The following is a 22969-nucleotide window of genomic DNA, read 5'->3' as shown; positions in this document are numbered from 1 at the left end:
CGTGTCACGAATCCGTAAGACACGCCTCGCTGCTGGGGTGTAGCCAAGTGGTAAGGCAGCGGTTTTTGGTACCGTGTACCGTAGGTTCGAATCCTACCACCCCAGCCAAGCACTTTCCTGAAATCGGGCGGTACGCGTTTGGCTCCACTATGTGGCGTCAATTCAGTGGCTTGCGCGTGTGCGGCTCTTGCTGAGACCGCAGTATGGGGCTGAATAGAGCCCATTTCCGGCCCCGGTCTCAGATCGGTAATTCCATGGTAGCAGGTTGAGTTTTAGGGTCGTCAGAGCGCGGCGACGATGGCGCGCTGCTCGTGCCAATCGGGCGGCAGGTTGTTCCGCTTGAACCAGTCGGAGGTGAAGCCCGCGGGTTGGTTTCCATCCATGACCATTCGAATGATGTCTGGCGCGAGGAAGGCCAGGCCGATCATCTGCTGGATACGGCGCTTCGAGGTGTCGCTGTTCTTTGCAATTTCGTCGAAGGTCTCGCCGGCGCGCACCCTATCGAACCATGACTGTGCCCGCGCGATGTTGCAAATGAGCCTGTCGTCGGTTTCGAGCGGAGCATCGGCCAGGATGATCCGCGTCTCGACGCCACGCTTACGGAGCTGGAACGGGAAGCTGCGCTTGAGCAGATCGGGACACATCGCCTCCACATCGTTCCCAAGGCGGCTTGCGATGGCAGCAGTTTCCAGTGCGAGCTGCAGAGTGGCGGGTGCAATCTCGACCCGACTTACAAGTTCCAGCAGCGCGGCTGCGTTTCTTTCGGCCTTCAATGCGTCAAGCCCTGCTGCGAGCATGCAGATCGCATCCGCCGTCGGCTGAACCAGTATCCTTGCAGGCAGGCTGGGTTCTGCAAGCATCCTCCCAACCAACTCGGCCACGTGGCGTTCGAGCTCCTCCGCGGGCAGGCGCCAGGCATCGGGGTGCTGTTCTGCTCGCCCCACAACCAGCCGGTTAGAGATGTAGTAGCGCAGACGGGTTCCCGCCCGCGTCTTGCTGTGCGACGGGGTCAGACGGTCGCCGGTTTCATCGAATACCTTGCCGCAGAGCAGGCTGGTGCGTGCCGCCTTTCCCTGCCCTCGTGGCCGAGCTGAGGCCTGTTGCAGCAAGGTCTGGATATGATCCCAGCGCGCCGGATCAATGATTGCCGGATGCGCGCCGTCGTAGACCTGTGTCCGATGCCGGATCCGGCCTGCGTAGAGCGGGTTGGTTAGGATGTGATGTATATGGCCGCGGTCTAAAGGGCGCCCGCCGGTGTTCTTTCCGCCCGCCTTGCTTCTGAGGCGACTCCTGAGCCCAAGATCCGAGGCTGCATCGCGGACCGCAACGACGGTGCCATGTTTCTCGTAGAGATCATAGATTTGCTGGATGGTCTCGGCCTCACCTTCGTCGATCGCCAGTGTCCGGCCGTCCGCCTGGTAACCGAGGGGCACCAGCCCCCCCATCCACAGACCCTTGCGCTTGGACGCTGCGATCTTGTCTCGAATACGTTCGGCCGTGACCTCGCGCTCGAACTGAGCGAAGCTGAGCAGCATGTTCAGTGTCAACCGCCCCATGCTGGTGGCTGTATTGAACGACTGGGTGACCGAGACGAAGGAAGCGCCGGCCGCGTCGAGGATGTCGACGATCTTCGCGAAGTCGGCGAGTGAGCGGGTCAGCCGGTCGATCTTGTAGACGACGATCTGGTCGACCCGGCCCTGTCGCGTGTCCTCCAGAAGCTGCTGCAGCGCAGGGCGTTCGAGGCTCCCGCCGGACAAGCCGCCGTCGTCATAGTGCTCCGGAAGCGCCACCCAGCCCTCGTGCTTCTGGCTGACGATGTAGGCAGCACAGGCCTCCCTCTGGGCGTGGAGCGAATTGAACTCCTGCTCCAGCCCGTCCTCGGAGCTTTTGCGGGTGTAGATGGCGCAGCGGGTTCTATTCACTGCTTTGCGCCTCCCCTGCCCTTCAACCCAAAGAACCGCGGTCCTGACCATGCGGTCCCGGTGATATGCCTTGCCACCGCCGAAAGTGAGGGCCAGGTTTTGCCGTCCAACCGGTAGCCGTCCTCGACCACCTCCACCTGGTAGGTTCTCCCGTTCCACTCCCGAACGAGATGAGCACCTGTACGGACCTGTCTGCCAACAGCTCTTGAGACGCTCTGGCCCGCCGCTATGCTGCGCAACTCGCGCCGAAGCTTGTTCGGCAACCTACCGTGTCGCCGGCACTGTTCCTCGTGCGCCATAGCGCGATGCATGAAATCCACCGACAGATAGGCTGGCGGAGGATACCCAAAGGCCTCCTTCCATCCTCTGACGGCCCGTTGGCGTTCCGGGTCCGGCTTACCCATTGGCCGCCTCCGGCTCGGCGGTAATACGGTAGCGCGGCGGCTTTCCTTCGGAGCGATCCATACTCAGGACATAGCCAGCCTTGCGCAGGCCAGAGAGGGCCGCCCGGGTCGTATGCGGCTGCCAGCCCAGCCGCTTGCTGATGCTCGCAATATCTGCCCCCGCCTTCGCCTTCAGCAGGCGGATCAGCTGCGCCTTCTTGGTCCCGCGGGATTTGGGCTTGGTCGCTTGTATTGTCTCGGTCATCTGGCTCTCCTGTGCTCGGAGCAGGAGCACGCTTGCCCCTGCTACCGAGCAGAGCCCGGAAGGCCGGGCGGAGAGCGGTGAAATACGTGTGTCGCTAACTTCACCGACAGTACCGCTCTGGTGGGCAACGAAGTCCAGCGACGTCTTCAGTTCTGAGGCTCAAACTCTAGGCAACGCTTAATCGCCATTCGTAAAAGGGCGGACACCGGACCTTCGCCGCTTGCACAACGAAAGTCCGGTCTGCGCCTCCTCGGCGGGGCATCAGCAGGCGAGGTCACCCCGACAAAGTCCTCGCCTACGCCTTCCGTCCGGGGTTTCCCCCGGATCAGCTCCTTACCCTCGGATGAAGTGGAGCCGGTCAAACCCCCCGCGCCACGCGGCGACATCCGGTGCCAGCGTTTCGGACTGCGATGATCGCAGGGCCCGGGCGATGAAGTTTGCCAGCTGCGCCATGTCCTGGTCCGTCATGCCCCAGCGACAGAGCTCCGGCGTGCCGAGGCGCAGGCCGTTGAGGTCTTCGTCCACGTTCGCGATCGGCAGGCCGATGCCACAGGCGAGAAGGTTGGCCTTGCGCAGGTGTTTCGACGCGGCTTGCCCGCCCCCGAAGGCCGCGGCCTCCAGGGCAAACTGGTGCGAGCCGGTGTAGCCTTGCGAGGTTGCGAAGACCGGCATGCCCTCGGCCGCGAGGGCCTCGGCCAATGCACTGGAGGTCGAGACCATCGCCTCGGCGTAGGCGACACCATGTTCCCGCCAGTCCAGGAGCCCGATCGCGAGCGCCGCCGATTTCGCGACGTCGAAGTTCGCGGTCAGCCCGGGGAAGGCGATCTGCTCGAGCCGCTGCGCCAGGTCATCGTCGTTGGTCACGATGAGGCCGCCTGCCGGACCGCCGAGGCTCTTGTAGGTGCTCATGGTCATCAGGTGGGCGCCTTCGGCCAGCGGGTTTGCGAAGATGCCGCCCGCGATCATGCCGCATTGGTGGGCGGCGTCAAACAGGACCTTTGCGCCGACCTCGTCCGCGATGGCGCGGATCTCGCGGATCGGATGCGGGAAGAGGTTCAGACTCATCCCGATGGTGATGAGCTTCGGACGCACCTCGAGGGCAAGGTCGCGCAGCCGGTCGAGGTCGACGGTGTAACCGTCGGCATTCACCGGCGCGGCATGCGTCTTGAGGTGATAGAGGCCGGCGCATCCGGCGCCATGATGCGTCACGTGCCCGCCGATGCTGGCCGGCGGCGCGATGATCGCATCGCCCGGCGCGCAGGTGGCCATGAAGGCGTAGAGGTTCGCGAGCGCGCCGGAGGCCACGCGGATCTCGGCGTGCTTGGCATGGAAGATCTCGGCCGCGAGTTGTGCGGCGATCACCTCGATTTCCTCGATCGCCTCCAGCCCCATCTCGTACTTGTCGCCGGGGTAGCCGAGCGACGGACGCGATCCGAGCCCGCTGGCGAGGATCGCCTCGGCCCGGGGGTTCATGACGTTGGTCGCAGGATTGAGGTTGAAGCACTCGCGCTCGTGGATGGCGCGGTTGCGTTCGGCGAGCTCAGCGACACGCGCTTCGAGCCGATCCGACGGCGCGCGCCCGGTCTCGGCAGTGATCTCGGCAATGCGGGTGGTAACGGTGTCGGGCAGCCAGGGGCGAAGGTCTTGAATGGTCATCTGAGGTCTCCAATCCGGGTGACGGCATCCTCGGCAGATCCCGGCTTTCCGGCAACGCAGATTTCAGGAATAATAGGCTTAGAAAAAATGAGGCTGATATGTCCGTCGCGCCGCCGTTTCCCCGCCTGCCTTCGCTCAATGCCCTGAGGGCGTTCGAGGCTTCCGCCCGGCTCGGCGGCTTCGCCCTCGCCGCCGAGGAGCTGCGGGTCACACCCGGCGCCGTGGCGGCGCAGATCAAGAAACTCGAGAGCGAGGTCGGGGCTCCGCTCTTCAAGCGGAACGCCCAGGGCGTGACGCTGACCGAGATCGGGGCACGCGCGCTGCCGGGGTTCGTCGAGGCGTTCGACCGACTGGGGGAGGCCGTCCAGGCGCTGCGACAGGACGCGGCGCCGAAGCGCATTCACATTGCCACCCTGCCGGCGCTCGCGCAGCTGTGGCTGGCGCCACGCCTCCCTGCCCTGCGGACGGCGATGCCGGGTGTCGAGCTCTCCGTCACCGCCGTCGAAACGCCACCGAACCTGAAGCGCGTCCCCTTCGACATTTCCCTGTTCTACGTCGATGATCGTCGTGACATGGGCGGACGCATCACCGACGACGAGATCCTTCCGGTATGCGCCCCCGACCTGGCCCCGATGATCCGGACGCCCGATGATCTGCGGACGATGACCTGCCTGACAGACGCCATATGGGCCGACGACTGGACAACGTGGGCGGCCTCGGCGCTGTCCGGGCAGGCCTTCGCCCCTCGCGGACCGGTCTTTTCTCTCTACGCGGTCGCTGTCGAGGAGGCGCTGAACGGCGCGGGTGTCCTGATTGCGCGGCGGGCGCTGGTGGCCAGGCACCTCGAGGCCGGGACCCTTGTCGCCCCGCTCGGGGCAGGCGTCAGGGCCCCCGAGGCGATCAGCGCCTGGGCCTTGCCGGGCCTGGATTTGCCCCGCCACCGGGAGCTGCTGAAAACGCTGCGCGATCTGCGTTAAATGGAAGTGGGCCAGGCGAGCAAGAAGCGGTCAATCGTTTGGCCGGCTTGGAATGTCGGCTATGGGCCGGGAGCGACCACGGCTGCTGCGGGATGGAAGGCGGAAGCTCCCTTCAAGGGCGCGGTCTCGACCTAATTAATCATCGCTGACGTTGAAATGTAGCAGTACGAAGCCGCTGTAGCGTTCACTACGATATTTAGCTTTTCGAGGAAACTATGCTCGACTTTGCTCTATAGCGGCAGCTGTGTCGTGTATTTCAGCTCGTCCAGCAACACTGAGCTCTGGAGTTCTTCGACCCCCGGAAGCAGGACCAGCTGGTCGCGCAGAAGGGCGTGGAAATGATCCATATCGCGCACCACAACGCGGACGTTAAAATCGTAGTCCCCGAGCATGAGTTGAACGACCTGGACCTCGGGAATTCGCAACACGGCCTGCTGAAATTTCTCAAACGACTTGCGACCGTGCGACGTCAGCTTGATCCGCACCAGGATGATCGCGTTGAAGCCAAGCTTCTTCCGGTCCAGTACAACCGTCTTGCCAAGAATGATGCCACTTTCGGTGAGCCGGGAAACACGTCGCGAACACGGCGATTGAGAAAGGCCAATCCGGTCAGCGATCTCCGTGACCGAAAGCGTTCCGTCAGCCTGCATGACTCGCAAGATACGCCGGTCAACCTCGTCAATCTGGTGCATATCGCATTCCTTTTACTGCCGCCCCGTGGCTGCCTTATGCAGGAACTCCGGCGATTCTTAGCAAGAAAACAAAAAGAATTTCCGATTTCTTGCATAGAGTTTCCGTCGGAGACAGTCAGGGGCGGTGCTGATAGCCAGTACAAAACCCACGAAGGGCGGGTTTCGCGAGGACAGGCACTGTCAGGGAGGATGACAATGGCCAAGATGACGTTCAGCGCGCAGGGGGCCTACACGCAAGGCATCCTGCTGATGTGTGTGGGGGTGGCCTGTCTGAGCGCCAATGACGCGATTGCGAAGACGTTAACCTCCGGCTATTCGCCACTGCAGATCCTGTTTCTGCGCAACGCGATCGCCCTGCCGATCACCATAGTCATCGCGTTGGTCATGGGCGGCCGGTCGGCCCTGCGTTCGCACCGGCCCGTTGCGCATCTGATGCGCGGCGCGCTCTGGGTCGTTGCGACAATGATGTTCTTCACGAGTTTCATCTATCTCGGGTTGGCCGAGGCCACCGCGTTGATCTTCGTCGCGCCGTTTTTCATCACCCTGATCTCGGCCCTTTTCCTGGGGGAGGAGGTCGGTTGGAGACGCTGGCTGGCCGTACTGGCGGGGTTCTTGGGCGTTCTCGTGATCATCCGCCCCGGCGGGACAACGTTTCAGTTGATCTCTCTGCTCCCTGTCGCGACGGCGCTCGTTTATGCCCTGTTGATGCTGAGCGCTCGTTGGGTAGAAGCCCGCGAAAGCGTGTGGACCCTGCTTGTCTACCTGACCGGGGCGGGGGCGTTGCTGAGTGCGCTGATCGTGCCGTTCGTCTGGGTTCCTGTCAGACTGCGCGACCTGTGGCTGTTTGCCGGGATCGCCTTATTCGGCACCGCTGGGATGACGATGATGACACAGGCCTTCCGCCTTGCCCCTGCGGTCGTGGTGGCGCCGCTCGATTACACAGCCCTCGTCTGGGCCACACTCTTTGGCTGGCTCATCTGGCGCGAGAGCCCGGACGCGATGACCTTTCTAGGCGCGGCGATCATTATTGCGAGCGGTGTCATCACCATTTTGCGTGAACAGAGACAAGCCGGTTCATAGAATTCTGAGATTAAGGAAAAAGGGAGTGCGGGCATTGTGTATAGCCCCGCGTTTCTTAAACGCCTTCGTGTCTCAGTCTTTGCTGTCGCCCGTTGACTTCGAAATCAGACAGCAAGAACTGAACCAGGTAGGTGTCTAAGAAACTAGTGGCACCTCACCGGTTACCTCACTACGGGGTCAATTTTGCACGCCGGTTCACAAAAAAATTTTTTCGCTACATGCAGGGACCTTGACCTTCCCCCTGCTGGAAGCCCCATCTGCGCTTCGAAACCAAACCGGAAAGGGTCCGACATGGAATTCAAAGTTCCCGCCATGAGCTGTGGCCACTGCGCTTCTGCGATCGAGAAATCCGTCAAGGCGGCCGACCCCGCTGCCTCGGTCAACTGTGACTTGGGTGTACGCAGGGTGAAGGTCGAAAGCACACTTACTCCCGAACAGCTCAGCGCCGCGATCAAGAACGCCGGCTATGACGCACAGCCTATCGCAGCCTGAAACATCGCCCGCGCCGGTCAGCATCGGCGCGGTACATACCGTTACTCCAAGGCATCCCGCGCCTCGCCCACCAAGTCGGAAAGACGCTCTTTTTCGACGAAGCCGGGCACAAGTGCGTCGCCTATGACGAAAGACGGTGTCCCATTGAACCCAAGCGCCTGTGTCAGTTGCATTGATGTTTCTATGTGTTCGATAACATTCGGAGCCTCCATGTCCCTTCTAAGCTGATCTAGGTTCAGCCCAACCTCCTCTGCGACACGCATAACAGAATCCTCGTTTGCGCGGCCGTTAATAGCCATCATCGCCCAGTGAAATGCTTCGTATTTGCCTTGTTCACGCGCCGCGAGCGCAGCCTTGGCGGCAAAGACGGATCCGTCGCCGAGGATGGGCCATTCGCGGTAGACAAGCCGAATGCTCGGGTCTTCCTCGATAAGGGCCCGAATCTCCGGTTTTGCGCGGCGGCAATAGGGGCAATTATAGTCGAAGAACTCCACCACGGTCACATCGCCGTCCGGGTTGCCGAGCACGGGCGCGTTCGGATCATGCTCGATCAGGTCACGCTGGTTGCGCAGCACGTCTGACTGGTTCTGGGCCTGGGCATCCGCCTGCCGCTGTTCGAGCAGCGCGACCGCCTCCATGATGATCTCGGGGTTCTCGCGTATCGCCTCAAGGACCAGCTCCTTGACCCGCGCCTCGTCAAGCTCCTGCGAGAGCGCAGGCATCGGCAGAAGGGCTGCCATCGCCAGCACAAGGATGGGTTTCTTCAGCGTCATTTCAGTTCGCTCCATTGTCCGCTTTCGTTCGTTCTGCCTGGGCTTGTTTCACGTCTTCGGGCCAGGTCGACCTGATGTAACTCAGAATGTTCCGGATCTGTTGATCCGTCAGGCTGTCACCGAAACCCGGCATGCCACTGTCGAATTCCATGCCGCGTTGCGCCATCAGGGCCCCTCCGCCCAGCTTGGTGTAGTCGAACAGTACGCTGTCCGGGTGGTGCCAAGTATGACCCGTCTCGTCATGCGGAGGCGCCGGCAGACGCCCATCAGGGCCGGGTGAGCGCCAGTCGGGCTGGCCCTCAAGGTCGTCCCCGTGGCAGGAGGCGCAGTTCTCGGCGTAGAGCGCCTTGCCTTCGGCGATGTTCACCGGCGCCGCAGAGCCATTCTCGGTCGTACCCTGCCCGAGGACGAACCAGAAGCCCGCAGCCGCAAGAACCGCGAGGACTGTCCCGATGGCAACGCCCCTCATGTGACCCGCACCCATGTCGTCATGCCCGAGGCCGCGTGACCAAGCATGTGGCAATGGAACAGCCAGTCGCCGGGATTGTCGACGATGAAGGCGATCTCGCGCGTCTCCCTGCCGCCAACAAGGATCGTGTCCCGAAGCGGTCCCAACGCGCCGTCCTTGGACACCTCTCGGAAATGCATGCCGTGCAGGTGCATGGCGTGCGGGAAAACGGTATCGTTGACGATCTCCAGCCGCACGGGCTCGCCCAGCCCCAAGTCGGCCAGCGGCGTATCTGTCATCTCTGCCACGCCGTTGAATGCCCAGAACCGACCCGCGGCCGCCAATTCGCGGAAACCCATGCGTTCGCCGTTCAGGATGGCGGAGTCCATGCCCCCCATCGCGCCACCCGACATGACGAGCCGCAGCGGAGTCGCCCCGGCCAAGTCCGGCCGATCCATCTTCGGGTTCGGCGGCAGGGCCACGGGCGCCGCGCGCCGCGTCTGGCTTGCCGTGCCCGACACAGTAAAAACGACCTGCGAAAAATTCTCGGCATCGCCGACATGGACCAGGTCTGCCGTTTCCCCTTCATCTGCCAAAACGTCGACGATCAGGTCCGTCCGCTGTGCCGGGCCAAGGACTAGGACATCCTCTACCGGGGCTGGCGTGGCGAGCGGCATTCCGTCCAGGGCCACGATCCAGCCCTCCAGCCTCGACAGCCTCAGCGGGAAAATCCGGGCGTTCGATGCGTTGATCAATCGCAGGCGCAGCCGCTCGTGCCGTCGCACGGGCAGCGACAGGTTGTAACGCCCGTTAGTGGTGACGTAATTCCCGGTGCGTCCGCCGTGGCTCATCATCATGGGATGGTCGAAACTGTCATCGATCTGGCCGGTCTCGGGATTCAGCAACCAGTCGTCGAGAATGAGCACCTCTTCGCGATCGACATCCGGCGCCTCGGCTTCGTCGACGATGAGCGGGCCATGCAGTCCGCGTGCCACCTGTTCCCAGGACCTGTTGTGCGCGTGATACCAGTAGGTCCCGGCATCCGGCGTTACGAAATCGTAGTCGAAGGTGCCGCCTGGCGCGACGGCGTCCTGCGTCAGGCCTGACACCCCGTCCATCGCATTGTCGATGCGTATCCCGTGCCAGTGGATCGAACTGGCCTGCGGCAGGTCGTTGACAAAGCGCCGGCGCAGTCGCTGGCCCTGCCCCAGCCGGATCTCGCGTCCCGGGATGGTGCCGCCATAGCCCCAGACCTCGGTCTGCGGGTAACTGTCGGGCAGCAATTGAAGCCGAGCGACCTGCGCCGCGAGTTCGGGGATCTCCTCGGCGGCGAAGAGCCCCCGCGGAAGGCCCGCGCCAAGCCCAGCAAGTCCGGCCAGTTTCAGGGCATCACGCCTTGTGGCTATCATCGGTTCATTCCTTTTAGAGCGGGGCCGAAGGCCCCGCCGTTCTCTCAGTCGATCCGGGTCTTCCGCTCTGCGGACTCCCCTTCTTCCTTCACGATGTCGTCGGCCCCGCCTACCTCCGCGTCGAACAGGTAGATCGCCATCGCCTCGCGATCCTGTAGAGACAGGAACCGCGTGCTTTCGCGGACAACCTCGGCCATGCTGCCGCCAAAGGCGTCGCCCGAGGGCGTGAGGCCCGATTGCAGCGCATAGGCCAGCGACGAGACCGTCCATCCGTTCTCTTCGAGGTCTTCGGCCCGGATGGACGGCGCCTTGCTGCCGCCCGGAAGCTCGGCATTGCCGGCGAAGACGGCGCCAAGGTCACGGCCACCCGCCAGGTTCCGTGGCGTGTGGCAGGCCCCGCAATGCGCGGCACCACGCACCAGTTCACGGCCCCGGTTCCAGGCGTCGCTGCGGTCCGGCACAGGCTGCGTATTGGGCTCGTAGAAAAAGGCGGCGCGCCAGAGCTTCAGTCCCCACCGCTGATCGAAGGGAAAGCTCACGTCGTGTTCGGGCGCGGGTTCGGAGACCGTCGCGACGGTCTGGAACGCGGCCCAGAGATCGGCGATGTCCTGGTCCGAGAACTCCGCAAAAAACGGATAGGGGAAGGCCGGGAAATAGGGCTCGCCGTCCGGGCTTATGCCCTGACGGACGGCCTTGGCAAAGCTCTCTGCCGTCCAGTCTCCGATCCCGTGCTCAGGGTCCGGGGTCAGGTTCGACGGGTAGAAGGTGCCGAACCCGGTCTCGAGTGGAGCGCCGCCGGCAAGGGGGGCGCCTCCGGCCTCGAAATTCGAATGGCAGGCGATGCAGCCGCTGGCGCGCGCCAGGTAGGCACCCCTGTCGACGTTACCCTCCAGCTCGATCGGCGCCGGTGCGCTGCCGACCGGCCACGCGATCACCGCGGCCAGGGCGGCGCCGCCAAGCGCCGCCACCCCAACCGACCAATAGATTATCCGACGCATGGTCAGTCGTCTTCCGCCCGGAACCGCGAATGGCAGGCCGAGCAGAGCTGCGTCGTCATGTTGAACGCCGCATCCGCCGGCATCTGGGCGATATCCTCTGCGCTCATCATGCCGGTCGCGGCATCGCCCATCATGCCGGAACCGGAGCCCATCATGGAACTGCCTCCCATCATGGAGCCTGACCCCATGCCGGAGCTGCCGCCCATCATGGATCCTGCGCCCATGTTGCCGCCGCCGGCCATGCCGTTCCCGGCGGCGCCTTCCAGGCCCTCGGCGTAGACGTCGAGCTGCCGGGCCAAATCCTCGAACCGCTCCCAGTCAGACCAGATCAGGTCCTTGGCTTCGGAAGGCGCTTCGTTGGAACCTTCTGGGAAAAGCTCGATCATGGCCTCCCCTGAATGCTCCTGAAAGATTCGCGCAGCCTCGCGCATGACGTCGGCATCATACTCGGCCTCGCCCCGCATCATCGGCGTTACCGTCTTCACGGCGTCGCCCATGGCTTTCATCGCTTCCATGCGATCCATGACGACGCCGGTCGCGCCGCTGTGAGCAAGGGCCGCCGCCGCCGTTCCGGTCACGGCAATTGCCGCCAGAATGGTCGTTCTCTTCATCGTCTTGATCCTCCTTAATGTTGGCTTTTTGACAATTCAGAAGAGCAGACGCGGCGGCGGGAGAACCGCTTCGAGGCAAACGTCTTCAACGATTTGAAAGGGCGTGTGGTATTTTGCAGTGGTAACGACAACAGACGTTGTGATGTCCACCGACAGAACGAAGACGGCCGCCGTGAAGCAATCTAGTCCGGGATGGCAATGCCCCGCAGGTTCCTTGCCCGCGGAGCGGCTCGAAGCGTTGTGTAAATCATGCAGGACTGCCGCGTCGGCTGGCGTGTGATCGTCCTCGTGGGCCAACGTTGCATCGGGCGCGCTCGCAAAAAACATAACAGCAAACAAAACCAATGCATTCAGTAATTGGTTCGCGCGCCGCAAGTTCATGACTCTATCCCGTTTGCCCTTTGCAGCTCGCGGACGTACGCCACGACCATCTTGACTTCGCGGGCCGTTATGCCTTCGAGCGGGGGCATGTTACCGAAACCCCAGTGATGGGACCGCACCCCGTTCTGAGCCGCCGCGACGAATGCCATGTCGGAACGGTGGTTTGGCTCGTAGATCTTATGCACCAATGGCGGCGCGACTCCTTTCTGTCCTGCTGCGTTTCGGCCGTGGCAACTGGAACACTTGACCTCGAAGATCGATTTACCCAGTCGGGCGTTACCGGAAAGCTCTTCCGGCAGGCTGACCTCCACAATCGGGGCACCTTCTGCAACCTCGCCGGTGTCAGTTGGTATCATCGAATGCCCCGCCGGTGCGGTCGCGGGCGGCAGAAACTGCCAGCCCGCAACCCCCAGGCCCACGGCCAGTACCACGGCCACCATCAAGGTCAGCTTATCCATGCACCCGTCTTTTCTAGGCTTTCCGTGAATCAGAGGAGCTTGACCTGGGTTCCCACGGGCGCCCTTTCATAGACCTCCTCGATCTGCCGGTTGTAGAGACCGATGCAGCCGCTCGAGGAGCGGCGCCCGATCTTGCGCGTGTCCTGCGTGCCGTGGATCCGGTAGTACTGCCACGAGAGATAAAGCGCGCGGGTGCCGAGGGGGTTTCGCGGGTCGCCGCCTTCGACGTAGGCGGGCAAGGTCGGATCGCGCTCCCGCATCGACGCCGTGGGCCCCCAGCCCGGGTTCTCGCGCTTTTCGACAACCTCAGTGTATCCGCGGCGGGTGAGTTCCTCGGTCATCGGCACGGACGTTGGATAGATGCGCATTTCGCCGTCTTCCGTCCAATGCTGAAGCGCCCTGGATGTCGTGTCGGCTATGATGATGCCCTTGCCGATCCGGTCGAAATGGTCGCGCCAGTTGTGCGTGCGGAACGACGAAATATTGCGCAGCGCCTTATCGCCGGCGGCGTGAACGATACCCGGCGTGGCTATCAGGGCGAGAGTGCCGCCGATCAGTCCGCGCCGGTTCAAGTTGATCGAACGATCTGCCTTCATCGGCCTGTGTCCCTCTGCCTTGCGTCTTCCAAGAAGATGAATACCCGAGAAGGTGCATGCGACAACCTGACAAGCCTGCGAGAAATGTATCGGTTTGTATCCTTGACCTTCCACTGCGGAAGGGCGGCAGATGAAATGGCGATTTCTGAGGGGTAAGACGACCATGTTACACGCAAATCGACCAGGCAATCGCCAGGGCAACAAGCTCTTTCGATACGGAATGATGGCTTGCTGCGCGGTTATGCTGATTCCCGTCGGCGTATTCTTCGTTGCGGGAAATAACGTTTCAGGTCTCTGGGCCAAAGCCGGGATTTTCGCCCCGTTGATCCTGTGCGCCGGGGGCCATGTTGTCATGCACAGGATGATGGGCAAGTCATGCCACGGGGGCGGTGTAGAAGATCCCAAGCTCCTCCCTGCGCCCGTTCCTGTTGTCGACCATCTGCCAGAGTTCGAAAACCGGATGGGGAGCCAAGGTGGCCGGTCCACAAGCCTTGAAAGTTAGCGCGTTGCTATTTGTGCTCGGCGGATGCTCGACCTCGATTGCCGAGTGTTTTCGCGATACCGGCGTGATGTCGGCCCGGGAAGAGGGGATCGCACTTTCTACGGGGTGTCGCGTGGCGGGCGGAACCGGCACAGACCTGCGAACGCTCCAATGCGAAGATGGCCGCCAGGGCTTTTTGATTTGGCCGTGAGCCGACCGAGGCGAGGATGACAGGTATCACGAGAAGGTGCTTTATTGTCGTCGGTGGCATCGTAGCGATCGGCGCGGGCTATCCGTTCGCGCGAAAGTTCGCCGGTCACTTCACCCCACCGCCGGAATTCGAGCCAATCTCGGACCCGGCCGGATTTCGCCGTGTTTCGGGCGGGTCGAGCAGCCTCGGGGCAGCCCCTTTTGCGGGACTGGACGGGACGTCGGAGGAATTTTCCGGCCTCCCGGTGACGGAAGTGAGGGACAGCATTTGCACCGCGCTATACGGCGAAGAGCCGTTGGCGCCAGGAACGGTGCCTGTAGCATCGTTTTCGGATTTCTATTGCCCTTATTGCAGGGTTCAGACCAAAGAACTGGCGCGGCTCGAAGACCGGATGGGGTACAAAGTTAGGGTTGCGTGGCACGAGTTGCCTCTCCTCAGCGAGGCATCGCTTCTCGCATCCAGGGCAGCGCTCGCCGCGAAACGACAAGGGGCCTACGTGCGCTTCCAGGAACGCCTGATCTCGACACCCTTCCGCGCCAACCCAGGCTATCTCAAAGCACTATCCGAGGAAATCGGCATAAGTTACTTGCGGTTGACCGCCGACATGAACAGCGACGAGGTGGGTCATGACATCCGGGTCAGCGCGGCACTGGCTGACATTTTCGGATTTGTCGGCACCCCGGCGCTGGTGATCGGGAGGACGGTCATCCAAGGCCAGGTTGGTGCCGCGACCCTGAAAAAGATTATCGAACTGGAACGCGCTGACGGATGGTCACAGGTATGCTGAAGATGCTCCGTTCCGCCATTGGTGTTGCCGTCACGGCGGTCGGACTTGCTCCGGCCGCGCAGGCTGCATCTTCGGAAAAATTCGACTCCCCCGCCCTCACCGCGCGCCTGATCGCCGCCCAGGACGGTGTGCCACAAAGTGGCCGCACACTTTCAGCGGGTCTGGACCTTCAGCTTGGCGACGGCTGGAAGACCTACTGGCGGTCGCCGGGCGAAGTCGGCATCCCCCCATCGGTGGACTGGACAGGATCGGAGAACGTCTCGGAGGTGGAATTCCTCTGGCCCGCACCCAAACGCTTCACGGCCTTCGGCATCGAGAACTTTGGCTACCACGGCGAAGTCGTATTTCCACTCCGGATCGAACTCGCTCGGCAAGGAGAAGCAGCAAGGCTCCAAGCCGAGATCTCTCTGCTAGTTTGTTCCGACATTTGCGTGCCGCAGGATTTTGACCTGAGCCTCGATCTGCCCGCCGGCAACGGAATCGATCAGCCGGCCGCTGAACGGATCGCCGGTTTCCTCACTCGTGTTCCAGCCGAGGGGGACGGCATCGGCATAGAACAAGCACTCGTGCATCTCGACGATGAGACCAGGGCACTTACCGTATCGCTCCGCAGCGCGACACCGTTCGACGACCCGGACATCTTTACGGAACTCGGCGCAGGCAACGCGCTCGGCAAACCAGAAATCCGGCTTGGCGACGGCGGGCGCAGCCTCTGGGCGACGCTGCCGGTCCTTTCAACCGACGACACGACGCGTCACGACCCGGTCCTCACCGTAACAGACGGGCCGGACCGGGCCTTCGCCATAACACCGAACCGTGCCGCCGAGGCCCCTGCCCCGCCTTTCAGCATCACGGCCGTGTCCCCTGGCATCGAAACCCTGATCTGGATCGCCTTGGTCGCTTTCCTCGGAGGGCTGATCCTGAACGTTATGCCATGCGTGCTACCGGTCCTTTCGATAAAACTCTCCACGGTTATCAAGTACGGCGAGCAGGATAGGCGCACGGTGCGCGCGGGTTTCCTCGCGGCAGCCGGGGGCGCCCTGACATTCATGTGGGGCCTGGCGCTAATCCTCTTCTTGTTGCAGCGGGCCGGTGTCGTGGTCGGCTGGGGACTGCAATTCCAGAACCCCCTGTTCCTCTCGGCGATGGTGCTGCTGCTGTCAGTTTTCTCGGCCAATATGTTGGGCGGTTTCGAGCTCAGCCTGCCCTCCGGCCTGCAGACGCGGCTGGCTAATGCAGGACGCGGGCAAGGGCATGCCGCGGATTTCCTGACCGGCATGTTCGGCGCCGTCATGGCAACGCCCTGTTCGGCCCCGTTTCTCGGGACGGCCATCGCATTTGCGCTGGCCGGGCACGGTATCGACATCTTCATCGTCTTCACCAGCCTCGGGATCGGGTTGGCCGTGCCGTACCTCGTGGTCGCCGCCGTGCCGTGCGCCGTGGCGCTCCTGCCGAAGCCCGGGCGCTGGATGGGGGTGTTGAAAATCGCCCTTGGAATCTTCCTCGTGGCGACCGTGGCCTGGCTTCTCTGGGTGCTGGACGGGGTGGCGGGGACAGCCGCCGCAGCCGCCGCGGGCGGGCTGTCGTTGTTTCTGGCGGTCGCTCTCTCGGTCCGGCGCCTCCCCCGTCTCGCGCGATGGCCGATCGTCGCAACCTGCGCCGGGCTGGCACTGATCACCGTCCCTCGTCTAATCGAGCCGGAGGCGACCGAGCTCGCGGCCTCGTCCTTCCACTGGGAAACCTTTGACCGGGCCGAAATAGCGCGGCGCGTGTCGCGCGGCGAGGTCGTCTTCGTCGATGTGACGGCCGACTGGTGCCTCACCTGCAAGGCCAACAAGGCCCTCGTGATCGAGCGCAATCCGGTGCTGACGGCGCTGCGCGCCGAGGGCACAGTCCCAATGCAGGCCGACTGGACACGACCGGACAAGAGCATTTCACGCTATCTCGAAAGATTCGGGCGCTACGGCATCCCGTTCAACGCCGTCTACGGCCCCGGCGCGCCCGATGGAATCGTGCTGTCGGAAATCCTATCGAGCGATGCGGTGATCGATGCGCTGCGCTCCGCCGCGGGCAACCAGACGACCACGTCTGGCCTTTTCGATCAGAACTGGTAAGTCGCGGCAATAGTGACCAGCACGCCGCCCCTCTGTCTTTCGTTACTTGGCTTATATGCGTCGCGACTCATTCGTCGAGGGCGGCCTTGCGGCGGCGGTATTCCTCTTCATCAATCTCGCCCTTGGCGAGCCGCTCTCGCAGGATGTCGAGCGCGTCTGGGGACCGCTTGCCGCCGGTACCGCTGTTGTCACGCAGCCAGTGAACCGCCAGCACGATCAGGGCGATGATCACGCCCCAGAAGACCAACATCATCAGGCCGCCGAAGACGCCATAGCCGCCGCCCCAAGTCATGTGCCCGTCCCATGAGCCGTCGGGACCGGCCAGGGCCGTCGAGGCTGCAAGGTTCGCAAGGGCGGTCATGCTCCAGAGTTTGAAGGTCATCGTTCTCTCCTTTCTTCAGGTGGTTTCGGTGCGAGCGGGATCGAAACCGCCGCGCGCAGCCCGCCGGTTTCCCGGATTGCGAGCGTGATGTCGCCGCCATGCGCCTGGACGATTGTCCGCGCGATCGACAGGCCCAGGCCATGTCCCCCGGTTTCGCGCGAGCGCGACTCCTCGATCCGGTAGAACGGATCGAAGACCTTATCGAGCTTGTCCTGCGGAATTCCGGGACCATCGTCCTCGACCGTCACCACAACGGCATCATCCTGGCGATGCCAACCGACCATGACGCCGCCCCCGTAGCGGCTGGCATTCTCGATCAGGTTGCGTAGTGCCCGTCGCATGGCGTTCGGCCGCAGGCGCGCTTCGATCCGGGGGCCGGCGTCGATGGCGAACTCGCCGGGCATGTCCGCGCGCAGCGCCTCGAGGAAGTCGTGCAGATCGACGGTCTCGGGCCGCTCCGACCCGGTCAGCCCGCGCGCGAAGGTCAGCGTCGCATCGACCATACCCTGCATTTCCTCGACCGAGGCGACGAGGCTGTCGCGCGTCTCGGTGTCGTCGACCATCTCGGCCTGCACGCGCATGGCGGTCAGCGGCGAGCGGAGGTCATGCCCCAGTGCGGCCAGCATCCGCGTCCTGTCGCCCACAAATCGCGTCAGGCGATCCTGCATGCGGTTGAAGGCCCCGGTCAGGTCACGCACTTCGGTCGGCCCAGCAACGGGAAGCGGGGCCACATTCTCACCTCTACCAAGGCTATCGGCCGCCCGGGCCAGCCGACGCAACGGCCCGGTAAGGCGCGTCATGACGAACCAGATCACGGCGACCAGCAGCAGCCCCGCCGATATGGTGAAGGTCAGCATCGAATAGAGTGGCCACTGTATCGGCGGACGCTCGAACCGGGTGCCCACGTTGAGCCACTGGCCGCCCCGGATGGCGATGGAGAGGTTCATCTCGACCGCCGTCAATTCGCCACGCATCATCGCCATGTGCATGTCGGTCATCTCGCGCGACAGGTTCGGCAGCGGCATCAGCTCGCCTTCGACCTGGTGCAGTTCCACACGGATGTCGCGGCTGTAGCTGTCGTCGAGCAAGGTCCGGATCCGCGCTTCGACAAGTCCGCCATCAGAATGATCCGTATGCTGAACCGACGCGGTCTCGGACAAATCGAAGCGCACCAGCGGCGAATTCGCGGCCCTGACTATCGAGGGGTGCAGTTCGGCGGGCGCCTCCTCGATCAGCCGCGCCACGTTCGCCGCCCGGCCCGCCGCCTCGAACCCCAGGGCGGCACGGATTGCAAGGCTCCGCTCATCGGCAAACAGAAACAGGCTGACTAGTTGGGCCGCCAAAAGTGCCGTTACGACAAGTAGGATCAACTGGACCCGCAGTGAATTCAGATGCTGCGAGGTCACCCCTCCTCCTCCACGTCGGTGCCTAGGCAATACCCGCCGTTGCGCACCGTCCTGATAATTCTCGGGCGCAAGACATCGGGCTCGATCTTGCGGCGCAGGCGGCTGATCTGGTTGTCGATAGTGCGGTCGAGCGGGCCGGCCGTGCGGCCCGCCGTCAGGTCGAGCAATTGATCGCGGCTCAGCACCATCCGCGGGCGCTCTAGCAGAACGATCAGCAGCCGAAACTCAGAGTCGGTTAGAGAAATCTCTCCCTGATCGTCATCGATGAGGACTTGCCGGTCGGTGTCGAGGACCAGATGCTCAAACCGGACCTTCCGGCCCGCCAACCGCGTGACCAGCGGCTCCTTCCGGTTGCTCCGTCGCAGGACGGATCTGATCCGGGCCAGAAGTTCGCGAGGGTTGAACGGCTTGGCAAGATAGTCGTCCGCCCCGATCTCGAGCCCGGCGATGCGATCCGCGTCTTCGCCAAGGGCCGTCAGCATTATGACCGGCACCGCCCCTTCCGCGGCAAGCCTTCGGCAGACCGAGAGGCCGTCTTCGCCGGGCATCATCACGTCCAGCACGACGAGGTCGAAATGTCCCGCTGCAAACTTCGCGTCCATGTCGGCGGCGTCCTTCGCCGAGGTTGCGCGCAGCCCATTCCTTTCCAGGTAGCGCGTCACGCTCTCGCGTATCTGCGCGTGGTCGTCCACGACAAGGATATGTGGCAGCGGTTCCATGACTTCGTCCTACTGGAACGGAGGATCCGATTTCAGCAACGGATTTGTAGCGGATTGTATCAGGCAATCGCTTTGCGACAGACGGATACAATTCGGATAATGCGGAGACATTCAATTCCGCGCAATCCTCCCCACGTCATTGGTGGCAACCCAGTTAACAGGAGGGATCCATGCGAAAAGTCGCAAGAACAGCAAGCATTCTAGCCATCTCCGTGCTGACCGCCGGAGCAGCCTTGGCCGACACCGGACATCACGACAAAGATACCACAGGGCCTGATGTTAGCCGCGACGCCCGACCGATGGGCGCTGAGCGGCACGAGATGATGCAAAGCATGATGCGGATAATGATGCAGATGCACGGCTCGGGCGTAGTGAGCCCGGGAATGGGCTTCATGGCTGGGCCCGGAATGGGCGGGATGTCCATGATGGACCGTGACATGATGCAGATGATGATGGGTCCAGCCATGATGCAGGGCTTGCCCGACGGTATGCCCGGCCGGATGATGCGGTCGCGCCTGGAGGACTACGACGCCAACGGCGACGGCGAGCTAAACCTTGAAGAGTTTGCCGCCTGGCACGCTTCGATGCTCCGCGAAACGATGGTCGATCGCTTCCAGCACATCGACGCGGACGGGGATGGCGCGGTCACTTCCGAGGAAATGAGAGCCCTCGCCGGCCGAATGAACCGCATACGCGCGAACGACGAAGACGACCGCCCGGTGATGCGAGACATGCCGGACCAGAACTGAATCGGGGACATTGCGTTACGTATGGACCAGGTAGAACAGACCGGGCCCGGTTATTGGGAGAGGAACAGTTCCATGAGCTACACCCACGACCGCCTGCCGAAAGACATCTCTATCGACGATACCGACGCCCGTGTCCGCGCGGCGCTTTCAGATGCCGGCTTTGGCGTCCTGACCGAGATCGACGTCAAGGAGACGATGAAAAAGAAGATCGGCGCCGAGATGGACGGCTACCGCGTCCTCGGGGCCTGCAACCCCAAGATGGCCCACCAAGCGATCAGGGTCGAGCCCCGCGTAGGCGCTGTGCTGCCGTGCAACGTGACCTTGCGCGAAACCCATGGAGGGACCGAGATCAGCGCAATCGACCCCGTCGCCTCGATGACGGCCATCGACAACGACGACCTGCACACAGTAGCCGGCCAGGTCCGCGACATGCTGGTCGGTGCCGTCGATGCCGCCTGATCCCGTCCGGTCATGACGCTTGCCGCGATTGCAATCGGAGTGGGCCTCGTCGCCCTCGTGGGCCTTGTCCACCACTACGCCCTCTAAGCCCTCGGACGGGCGGCGCCGCGGCCGGATTCCAGCTCGACGCTGGCGATACAGTCGACCTTCATCGGTCTGCTGCTTCTGCACATCGCCGAGATCCTGGGCCTCGCCGCGGCTAACCGATGGCTGCTGGGCTGGGACGGCCTGGGCGGACCCGCCTCCGCTACGCTGTCCTGGGCCGACCTCATCTACCTGACCGGGGTGAACTTCACCACGCTGGGCTTCACGCAGATCAAGCTGGCCGGGGACATCAGGTTCGTGACCATGCTGCAATCCCTAGGCGGCTTCATGATCCTGACCTGGTCGGCCACATACCTCTTCACCGTTTACCAGAGGAACTGGCGACGCGCCGAAAACGAATGACGGAAGCCACGGGCAAGCGAACACTCAGGATCGTCGCGCCGGGCGCCGGGGTCCTGCTGCTGGTCGCGTTGGTCGCGGCCTGGCTGACCGGCTGGCAACCCGATGACCTCGACCGTGAGACGATAACCCGCTGGGTCGCGGGCGCCGGACCATGGGGGCCGCTTGCAGTGATCGCGTTGATGACGGCGGCGGTCGTGGCAAGTCCGCTGCCCAGTGCGCCGATCGCGCTCGCTGCGGGGGCGGCCTACGGGCATTACGCGGGTGCGGCCTATGTCGCGCTCGGCTCCGAGCTCGGCGCGGTCTCGGCCTTTCTCATCGCGCGCGGGGCCGGCCGCGGCGCGGTCGAGCGCATGCTCGGCGACAAGCGCGACTACGGCCTGCTCGGCTCGCAGAACGCGCTGACACTGACCGTCTTCGTCAGCCGCCTGCTGCCCTTCGTGTCCTTCGACGCGATGAGCTACGCCGCCGGGCTGAGCCGCCTGCATTTCTGGCGGTTCGCCCTGGCCACGATGGCCGGGATTCTTCCAGCGAGCTTCGTGCTCGCGCACTTCGGCAGCGTTGCCATGGAGGGCGATTTCGGCACGGCGGACTGGATCGTCCTCGCCCTCGGGCTGCTGACCGCGGTGCCGCTGGTGCTGCTCGCCCTGCGCGGCGGAACGGGCGCGAACCGACGGCAGACCGAACAGATACAGGACAAGGAACACACCGGATGAGCTTCGACTACCGGGAAAACAGCATCACCCTTCTCGACGCCATCGCCATGGGCACCGGCGTGATGATCGGCGCCGGCATCCTCGCGCTGACAGGGCAGATCGCCGACCTGGCCGGCCGGCTCTTTCCCTTCGCCTTCATCGCCGGCGCGGTCGTCACCGCCTTCAGCGCCTATACCTACGTCAAGATGTCGAACGCATACCCGTCGGCGGGCGGCATCGGGATGATCCTGCAGAAGGCCTACGGGGCGACAACCATCGCTGCCGGCGCCGCCCTGCTCATGGCGCTGTCGATGGTGATCAACGAAAGCCTCGTGGCGCGCACCTTTGCGAACTACCTGCTGCGCGGGCTCGACATGCCGCGCGACACATGGATGGTGCCCGCCATCGGCGTCGGGGTGATCGTCTTCGCCTGGCTCATCAACGTCTCGGGGAACCGTTCGGTCGGGTGGCTCTCGGTGCTGATGGCCGCCCTCAAGGTCGGCGGCATCACGCTCTTCGGCGCGGCGGCGCTCTGGGCCGGCGGGTTCAGCTTCGAGGCCACGGGCCGCGGCGGCGAAACGACCGTGGCCGCCGGCTTCGTCGCCTCGATGGCGCTGGCCATCCTCGCCTTCAAGGGCTTCACCACCATCACCAACAGTGGCGCCGAGATAACCAAGCCGCACCGCAACGTCGGCCGCGCCATCGTCATCTCCATCGCGGTCTGCACGCTGGTCTACCTGCTGGTCGCCTTCGCCGTCGGCAGCAGTCTGCCGCTCGACCAGATCGTCGAAGCCAGGGACTATGCGCTGGCCGAGGCCGCCGAGCCCGCGCTCGGGCGCACCGGCTTCTACCTCACCGTTGCGCTCGCGCTTGTTGCCACGGCCTCGGGTCTGATCGCGAGCGTCTTTGCCGTGTCGCGCATGCTGGCGATGCTCACCGACATGAAGATGATCCCGCACAGCCATTTCGGGATGCCCGGCGTCATCCGCGACCACACGCTGGTCTACACGGTGGTGATCGCCTCGCTGCTGACGGTCTTCTTTGACCTCAGCCGCATCGCCTCGCTCGGGGCGTTCTTCTACCTGATCATGGATATCCTCATCCACTGGGGCGTTTTCCGTAACCTGCGCGAGGAAGTCGGCGCCCGAGGCTGGATCCTGTTGACGGCCATCGGGCTTGACGCCGTGGTGCTTGCTGCTTTCGCGGCGATGAAATGGCAGGCAGACCCGTCGATCGTGCTGATCGCCGTCGCCGGGATCGGTGTGGTCTTCGTCTTCGAACACGTCTTCCTGCGACTGCGCCCGCCGCCCCGTCACAACCATCGACACGGCGCTTGACCTTCCAGTCGCTGGATAGCTCATCAAGGCGGCCTGAAAGGGAG

General features: G+C 63.5%; 27 protein-coding genes and 1 tRNA gene. 12 read left to right on the top strand and 16 right to left on the bottom strand.

The window, feature by feature from the left end; translation table 11 throughout:
- The first annotated feature begins 33 nt into the window (after nucleotides 1–33).
- Nucleotides 34–108, top strand: a tRNA-Gln gene (locus tag P1K30_RS12710).
- Between the two features lie 173 nt (nucleotides 109–281).
- Here P1K30_RS12710 and P1K30_RS12705 read toward each other — a convergent pair.
- The 4 genes from P1K30_RS12705 to P1K30_RS12690 form a co-directional block, all read right to left on the bottom strand.
- Nucleotides 282–1922: a recombinase family protein gene (locus P1K30_RS12705; RefSeq protein WP_275633117.1), complete on the bottom strand. Its 1641-nt coding sequence runs from the start codon at nucleotides 1920–1922 to the stop codon at nucleotides 282–284.
- Complete coding sequence (locus tag P1K30_RS12700; protein WP_275633116.1) at nucleotides 1919–2326, bottom strand: DUF2924 domain-containing protein; 408 nt, start codon at nucleotides 2324–2326, stop codon at nucleotides 1919–1921. The genes P1K30_RS12705 and P1K30_RS12700 overlap by 4 nt, the downstream gene beginning before the upstream one ends.
- Nucleotides 2319–2570: a DUF3489 domain-containing protein gene (locus P1K30_RS12695; RefSeq protein ID WP_275633115.1), complete on the bottom strand. Its 252-nt coding sequence runs from the start codon at nucleotides 2568–2570 to the stop codon at nucleotides 2319–2321. The genes P1K30_RS12700 and P1K30_RS12695 overlap by 8 nt, the downstream gene beginning before the upstream one ends.
- Before the next feature lie 333 nt (nucleotides 2571–2903).
- Nucleotides 2904–4226 (bottom strand): serine hydroxymethyltransferase, encoded by a 1323-nt coding sequence (locus P1K30_RS12690; RefSeq protein WP_275633114.1) that lies wholly within the window; start codon nucleotides 4224–4226, stop codon nucleotides 2904–2906.
- A 98-nt stretch (nucleotides 4227–4324) separates the two neighbouring features.
- On the opposite strand from P1K30_RS12690, the gene P1K30_RS12685 reads away from it, so the two are divergent.
- Nucleotides 4325–5203 (top strand): LysR family transcriptional regulator, encoded by an 879-nt coding sequence (locus P1K30_RS12685; RefSeq protein ID WP_275633113.1) that lies wholly within the window; start codon nucleotides 4325–4327, stop codon nucleotides 5201–5203.
- Between the two features lie 230 nt (nucleotides 5204–5433).
- Here the strand turns inward: P1K30_RS12685 and P1K30_RS12680 are convergent, their stop codons facing one another.
- A complete protein-coding gene (locus P1K30_RS12680; RefSeq protein ID WP_275633112.1) occupies nucleotides 5434–5895 on the bottom strand; it encodes an Lrp/AsnC family transcriptional regulator in 462 nt (153 codons plus the stop codon).
- A gap of 195 nt (nucleotides 5896–6090) precedes the next feature.
- On the opposite strand from P1K30_RS12680, the gene P1K30_RS12675 reads away from it, so the two are divergent.
- Both P1K30_RS12675 and P1K30_RS12670 read left to right on the top strand, forming a co-directional pair.
- Nucleotides 6091–6975 (top strand): DMT family transporter, encoded by an 885-nt coding sequence (locus tag P1K30_RS12675; RefSeq protein WP_275633111.1) that lies wholly within the window; start codon nucleotides 6091–6093, stop codon nucleotides 6973–6975.
- Between the two features lie 291 nt (nucleotides 6976–7266).
- The gene (locus P1K30_RS12670; protein ID WP_275633110.1) at nucleotides 7267–7467 is read left to right on the top strand and encodes a heavy-metal-associated domain-containing protein; all 201 of its coding nucleotides are present in this window, start codon (nucleotides 7267–7269) and stop codon (nucleotides 7465–7467) included.
- 41 nt (nucleotides 7468–7508) lie between these two features.
- Here the strand turns inward: P1K30_RS12670 and P1K30_RS12665 are convergent, their stop codons facing one another.
- The 8 genes from P1K30_RS12665 to P1K30_RS12630 are packed head-to-tail and all read right to left on the bottom strand — an operon-like array spanning nucleotide 7509 to nucleotide 13141.
- Nucleotides 7509–8240, bottom strand: coding sequence for a DsbA family protein (locus P1K30_RS12665; protein WP_275633109.1), 732 nt, complete (start codon nucleotides 8238–8240; stop codon nucleotides 7509–7511).
- A gap of 1 nt (nucleotide 8241) precedes the next feature.
- The gene (locus tag P1K30_RS12660; protein ID WP_275633108.1) at nucleotides 8242–8709 is read right to left on the bottom strand and encodes a c-type cytochrome; all 468 of its coding nucleotides are present in this window, start codon (nucleotides 8707–8709) and stop codon (nucleotides 8242–8244) included.
- Entirely contained in the window at nucleotides 8706–10097 is a 1392-nt protein-coding gene (locus tag P1K30_RS12655) for a multicopper oxidase family protein (protein ID WP_275633107.1), read from the bottom strand. Before P1K30_RS12655 ends, P1K30_RS12660 begins: the two co-directional genes overlap by 4 nt.
- Nucleotides 10098–10141: 44 nt before the next feature.
- On the bottom strand, nucleotides 10142–11095 hold the full coding sequence (locus P1K30_RS12650; RefSeq protein WP_275633106.1) for a c-type cytochrome: 954 nt from the start codon (nucleotides 11093–11095) through the stop codon (nucleotides 10142–10144).
- A 2-nt stretch (nucleotides 11096–11097) separates the two neighbouring features.
- The gene (locus P1K30_RS12645; protein WP_275633105.1) at nucleotides 11098–11706 is read right to left on the bottom strand and encodes a c-type cytochrome; all 609 of its coding nucleotides are present in this window, start codon (nucleotides 11704–11706) and stop codon (nucleotides 11098–11100) included.
- Between the two features lie 36 nt (nucleotides 11707–11742).
- Nucleotides 11743–12087, bottom strand: coding sequence for a hypothetical protein (locus tag P1K30_RS12640; protein WP_275633104.1), 345 nt, complete (start codon nucleotides 12085–12087; stop codon nucleotides 11743–11745).
- Nucleotides 12084–12545, bottom strand: a complete 462-nt coding sequence (locus tag P1K30_RS12635) for a c-type cytochrome (protein ID WP_275633103.1) — start codon at nucleotides 12543–12545, stop codon at nucleotides 12084–12086. The genes P1K30_RS12640 and P1K30_RS12635 overlap by 4 nt, the downstream gene beginning before the upstream one ends.
- 29 nt (nucleotides 12546–12574) lie before the next feature.
- Nucleotides 12575–13141, bottom strand: coding sequence for a L,D-transpeptidase (locus tag P1K30_RS12630; RefSeq protein ID WP_275633102.1), 567 nt, complete (start codon nucleotides 13139–13141; stop codon nucleotides 12575–12577).
- Between the two features lie 130 nt (nucleotides 13142–13271).
- Here P1K30_RS12630 and P1K30_RS12625 point away from each other — a divergent pair, with 130 nt between their 5' ends.
- The 3 genes from P1K30_RS12625 to P1K30_RS12615 all read left to right on the top strand — a co-directional run bounded on the left by P1K30_RS12625 (nucleotide 13272) and on the right by P1K30_RS12615 (nucleotide 16734).
- Nucleotides 13272–13643, top strand: coding sequence for a DUF2933 domain-containing protein (locus tag P1K30_RS12625; protein ID WP_338052362.1), 372 nt, complete (start codon nucleotides 13272–13274; stop codon nucleotides 13641–13643).
- A gap of 206 nt (nucleotides 13644–13849) precedes the next feature.
- On the top strand, nucleotides 13850–14620 hold the full coding sequence (locus P1K30_RS12620) for a DsbA family protein (protein WP_275633100.1): 771 nt from the start codon (nucleotides 13850–13852) through the stop codon (nucleotides 14618–14620).
- On the top strand, nucleotides 14614–16734 hold the full coding sequence (locus P1K30_RS12615) for a protein-disulfide reductase DsbD family protein (RefSeq protein ID WP_275633099.1): 2121 nt from the start codon (nucleotides 14614–14616) through the stop codon (nucleotides 16732–16734). Before P1K30_RS12620 ends, P1K30_RS12615 begins: the two co-directional genes overlap by 7 nt.
- 67 nt (nucleotides 16735–16801) lie before the next feature.
- Here the strand turns inward: P1K30_RS12615 and P1K30_RS12610 are convergent, their stop codons facing one another.
- From P1K30_RS12610 to P1K30_RS12600, 3 genes are read right to left on the bottom strand one after another with little or no spacing between them, the layout of a single operon-like run.
- The gene (locus tag P1K30_RS12610) at nucleotides 16802–17116 is read right to left on the bottom strand and encodes an SHOCT domain-containing protein (protein WP_275633098.1); all 315 of its coding nucleotides are present in this window, start codon (nucleotides 17114–17116) and stop codon (nucleotides 16802–16804) included.
- A complete protein-coding gene (locus tag P1K30_RS12605; protein WP_275633097.1) occupies nucleotides 17113–18522 on the bottom strand; it encodes an ATP-binding protein in 1410 nt (469 codons plus the stop codon). Before P1K30_RS12605 ends, P1K30_RS12610 begins: the two co-directional genes overlap by 4 nt.
- Nucleotides 18519–19241 carry a response regulator gene (locus tag P1K30_RS12600; protein ID WP_275633096.1) on the bottom strand — a complete coding sequence of 241 codons (723 nt, stop codon included), beginning with the start codon at nucleotides 19239–19241 and terminating at the stop codon, nucleotides 18519–18521. The genes P1K30_RS12605 and P1K30_RS12600 overlap by 4 nt, the downstream gene beginning before the upstream one ends.
- A gap of 170 nt (nucleotides 19242–19411) precedes the next feature.
- On the opposite strand from P1K30_RS12600, the gene P1K30_RS12595 reads away from it, so the two are divergent.
- The 5 genes from P1K30_RS12595 (at nucleotide 19412) to P1K30_RS12575 (ending at nucleotide 22925) form a co-directional block, all read left to right on the top strand.
- Nucleotides 19412–19990 carry an EF-hand domain-containing protein gene (locus tag P1K30_RS12595; RefSeq protein ID WP_275633095.1) on the top strand — a complete coding sequence of 193 codons (579 nt, stop codon included), beginning with the start codon at nucleotides 19412–19414 and terminating at the stop codon, nucleotides 19988–19990.
- A 72-nt stretch (nucleotides 19991–20062) separates the two neighbouring features.
- Nucleotides 20063–20449: a DUF302 domain-containing protein gene (locus P1K30_RS12590; protein ID WP_275633094.1), complete on the top strand. Its 387-nt coding sequence runs from the start codon at nucleotides 20063–20065 to the stop codon at nucleotides 20447–20449.
- Between the two features lie 129 nt (nucleotides 20450–20578).
- Nucleotides 20579–20896 (top strand): ion channel, encoded by a 318-nt coding sequence (locus P1K30_RS23935; RefSeq protein ID WP_338052368.1) that lies wholly within the window; start codon nucleotides 20579–20581, stop codon nucleotides 20894–20896.
- Complete coding sequence (locus tag P1K30_RS12580) at nucleotides 20893–21609, top strand: TVP38/TMEM64 family protein (protein WP_275633093.1); 717 nt, start codon at nucleotides 20893–20895, stop codon at nucleotides 21607–21609. The genes P1K30_RS23935 and P1K30_RS12580 overlap by 4 nt, the downstream gene beginning before the upstream one ends.
- Complete coding sequence (locus tag P1K30_RS12575) at nucleotides 21606–22925, top strand: APC family permease (RefSeq protein WP_275633092.1); 1320 nt, start codon at nucleotides 21606–21608, stop codon at nucleotides 22923–22925. The genes P1K30_RS12580 and P1K30_RS12575 overlap by 4 nt, the downstream gene beginning before the upstream one ends.
- Nucleotides 22926–22969: the final 44 nt, after the last annotated feature.

Origin of the sequence: Psychromarinibacter halotolerans (assembly GCF_029168315.1) — a bacterium.
In the GTDB taxonomy this organism is placed as follows: Bacteria; Pseudomonadota; Alphaproteobacteria; order Rhodobacterales; family Rhodobacteraceae; genus Psychromarinibacter; species Psychromarinibacter halotolerans.
This window is presented reverse-complemented; position numbering and strand designations above follow the sequence as displayed.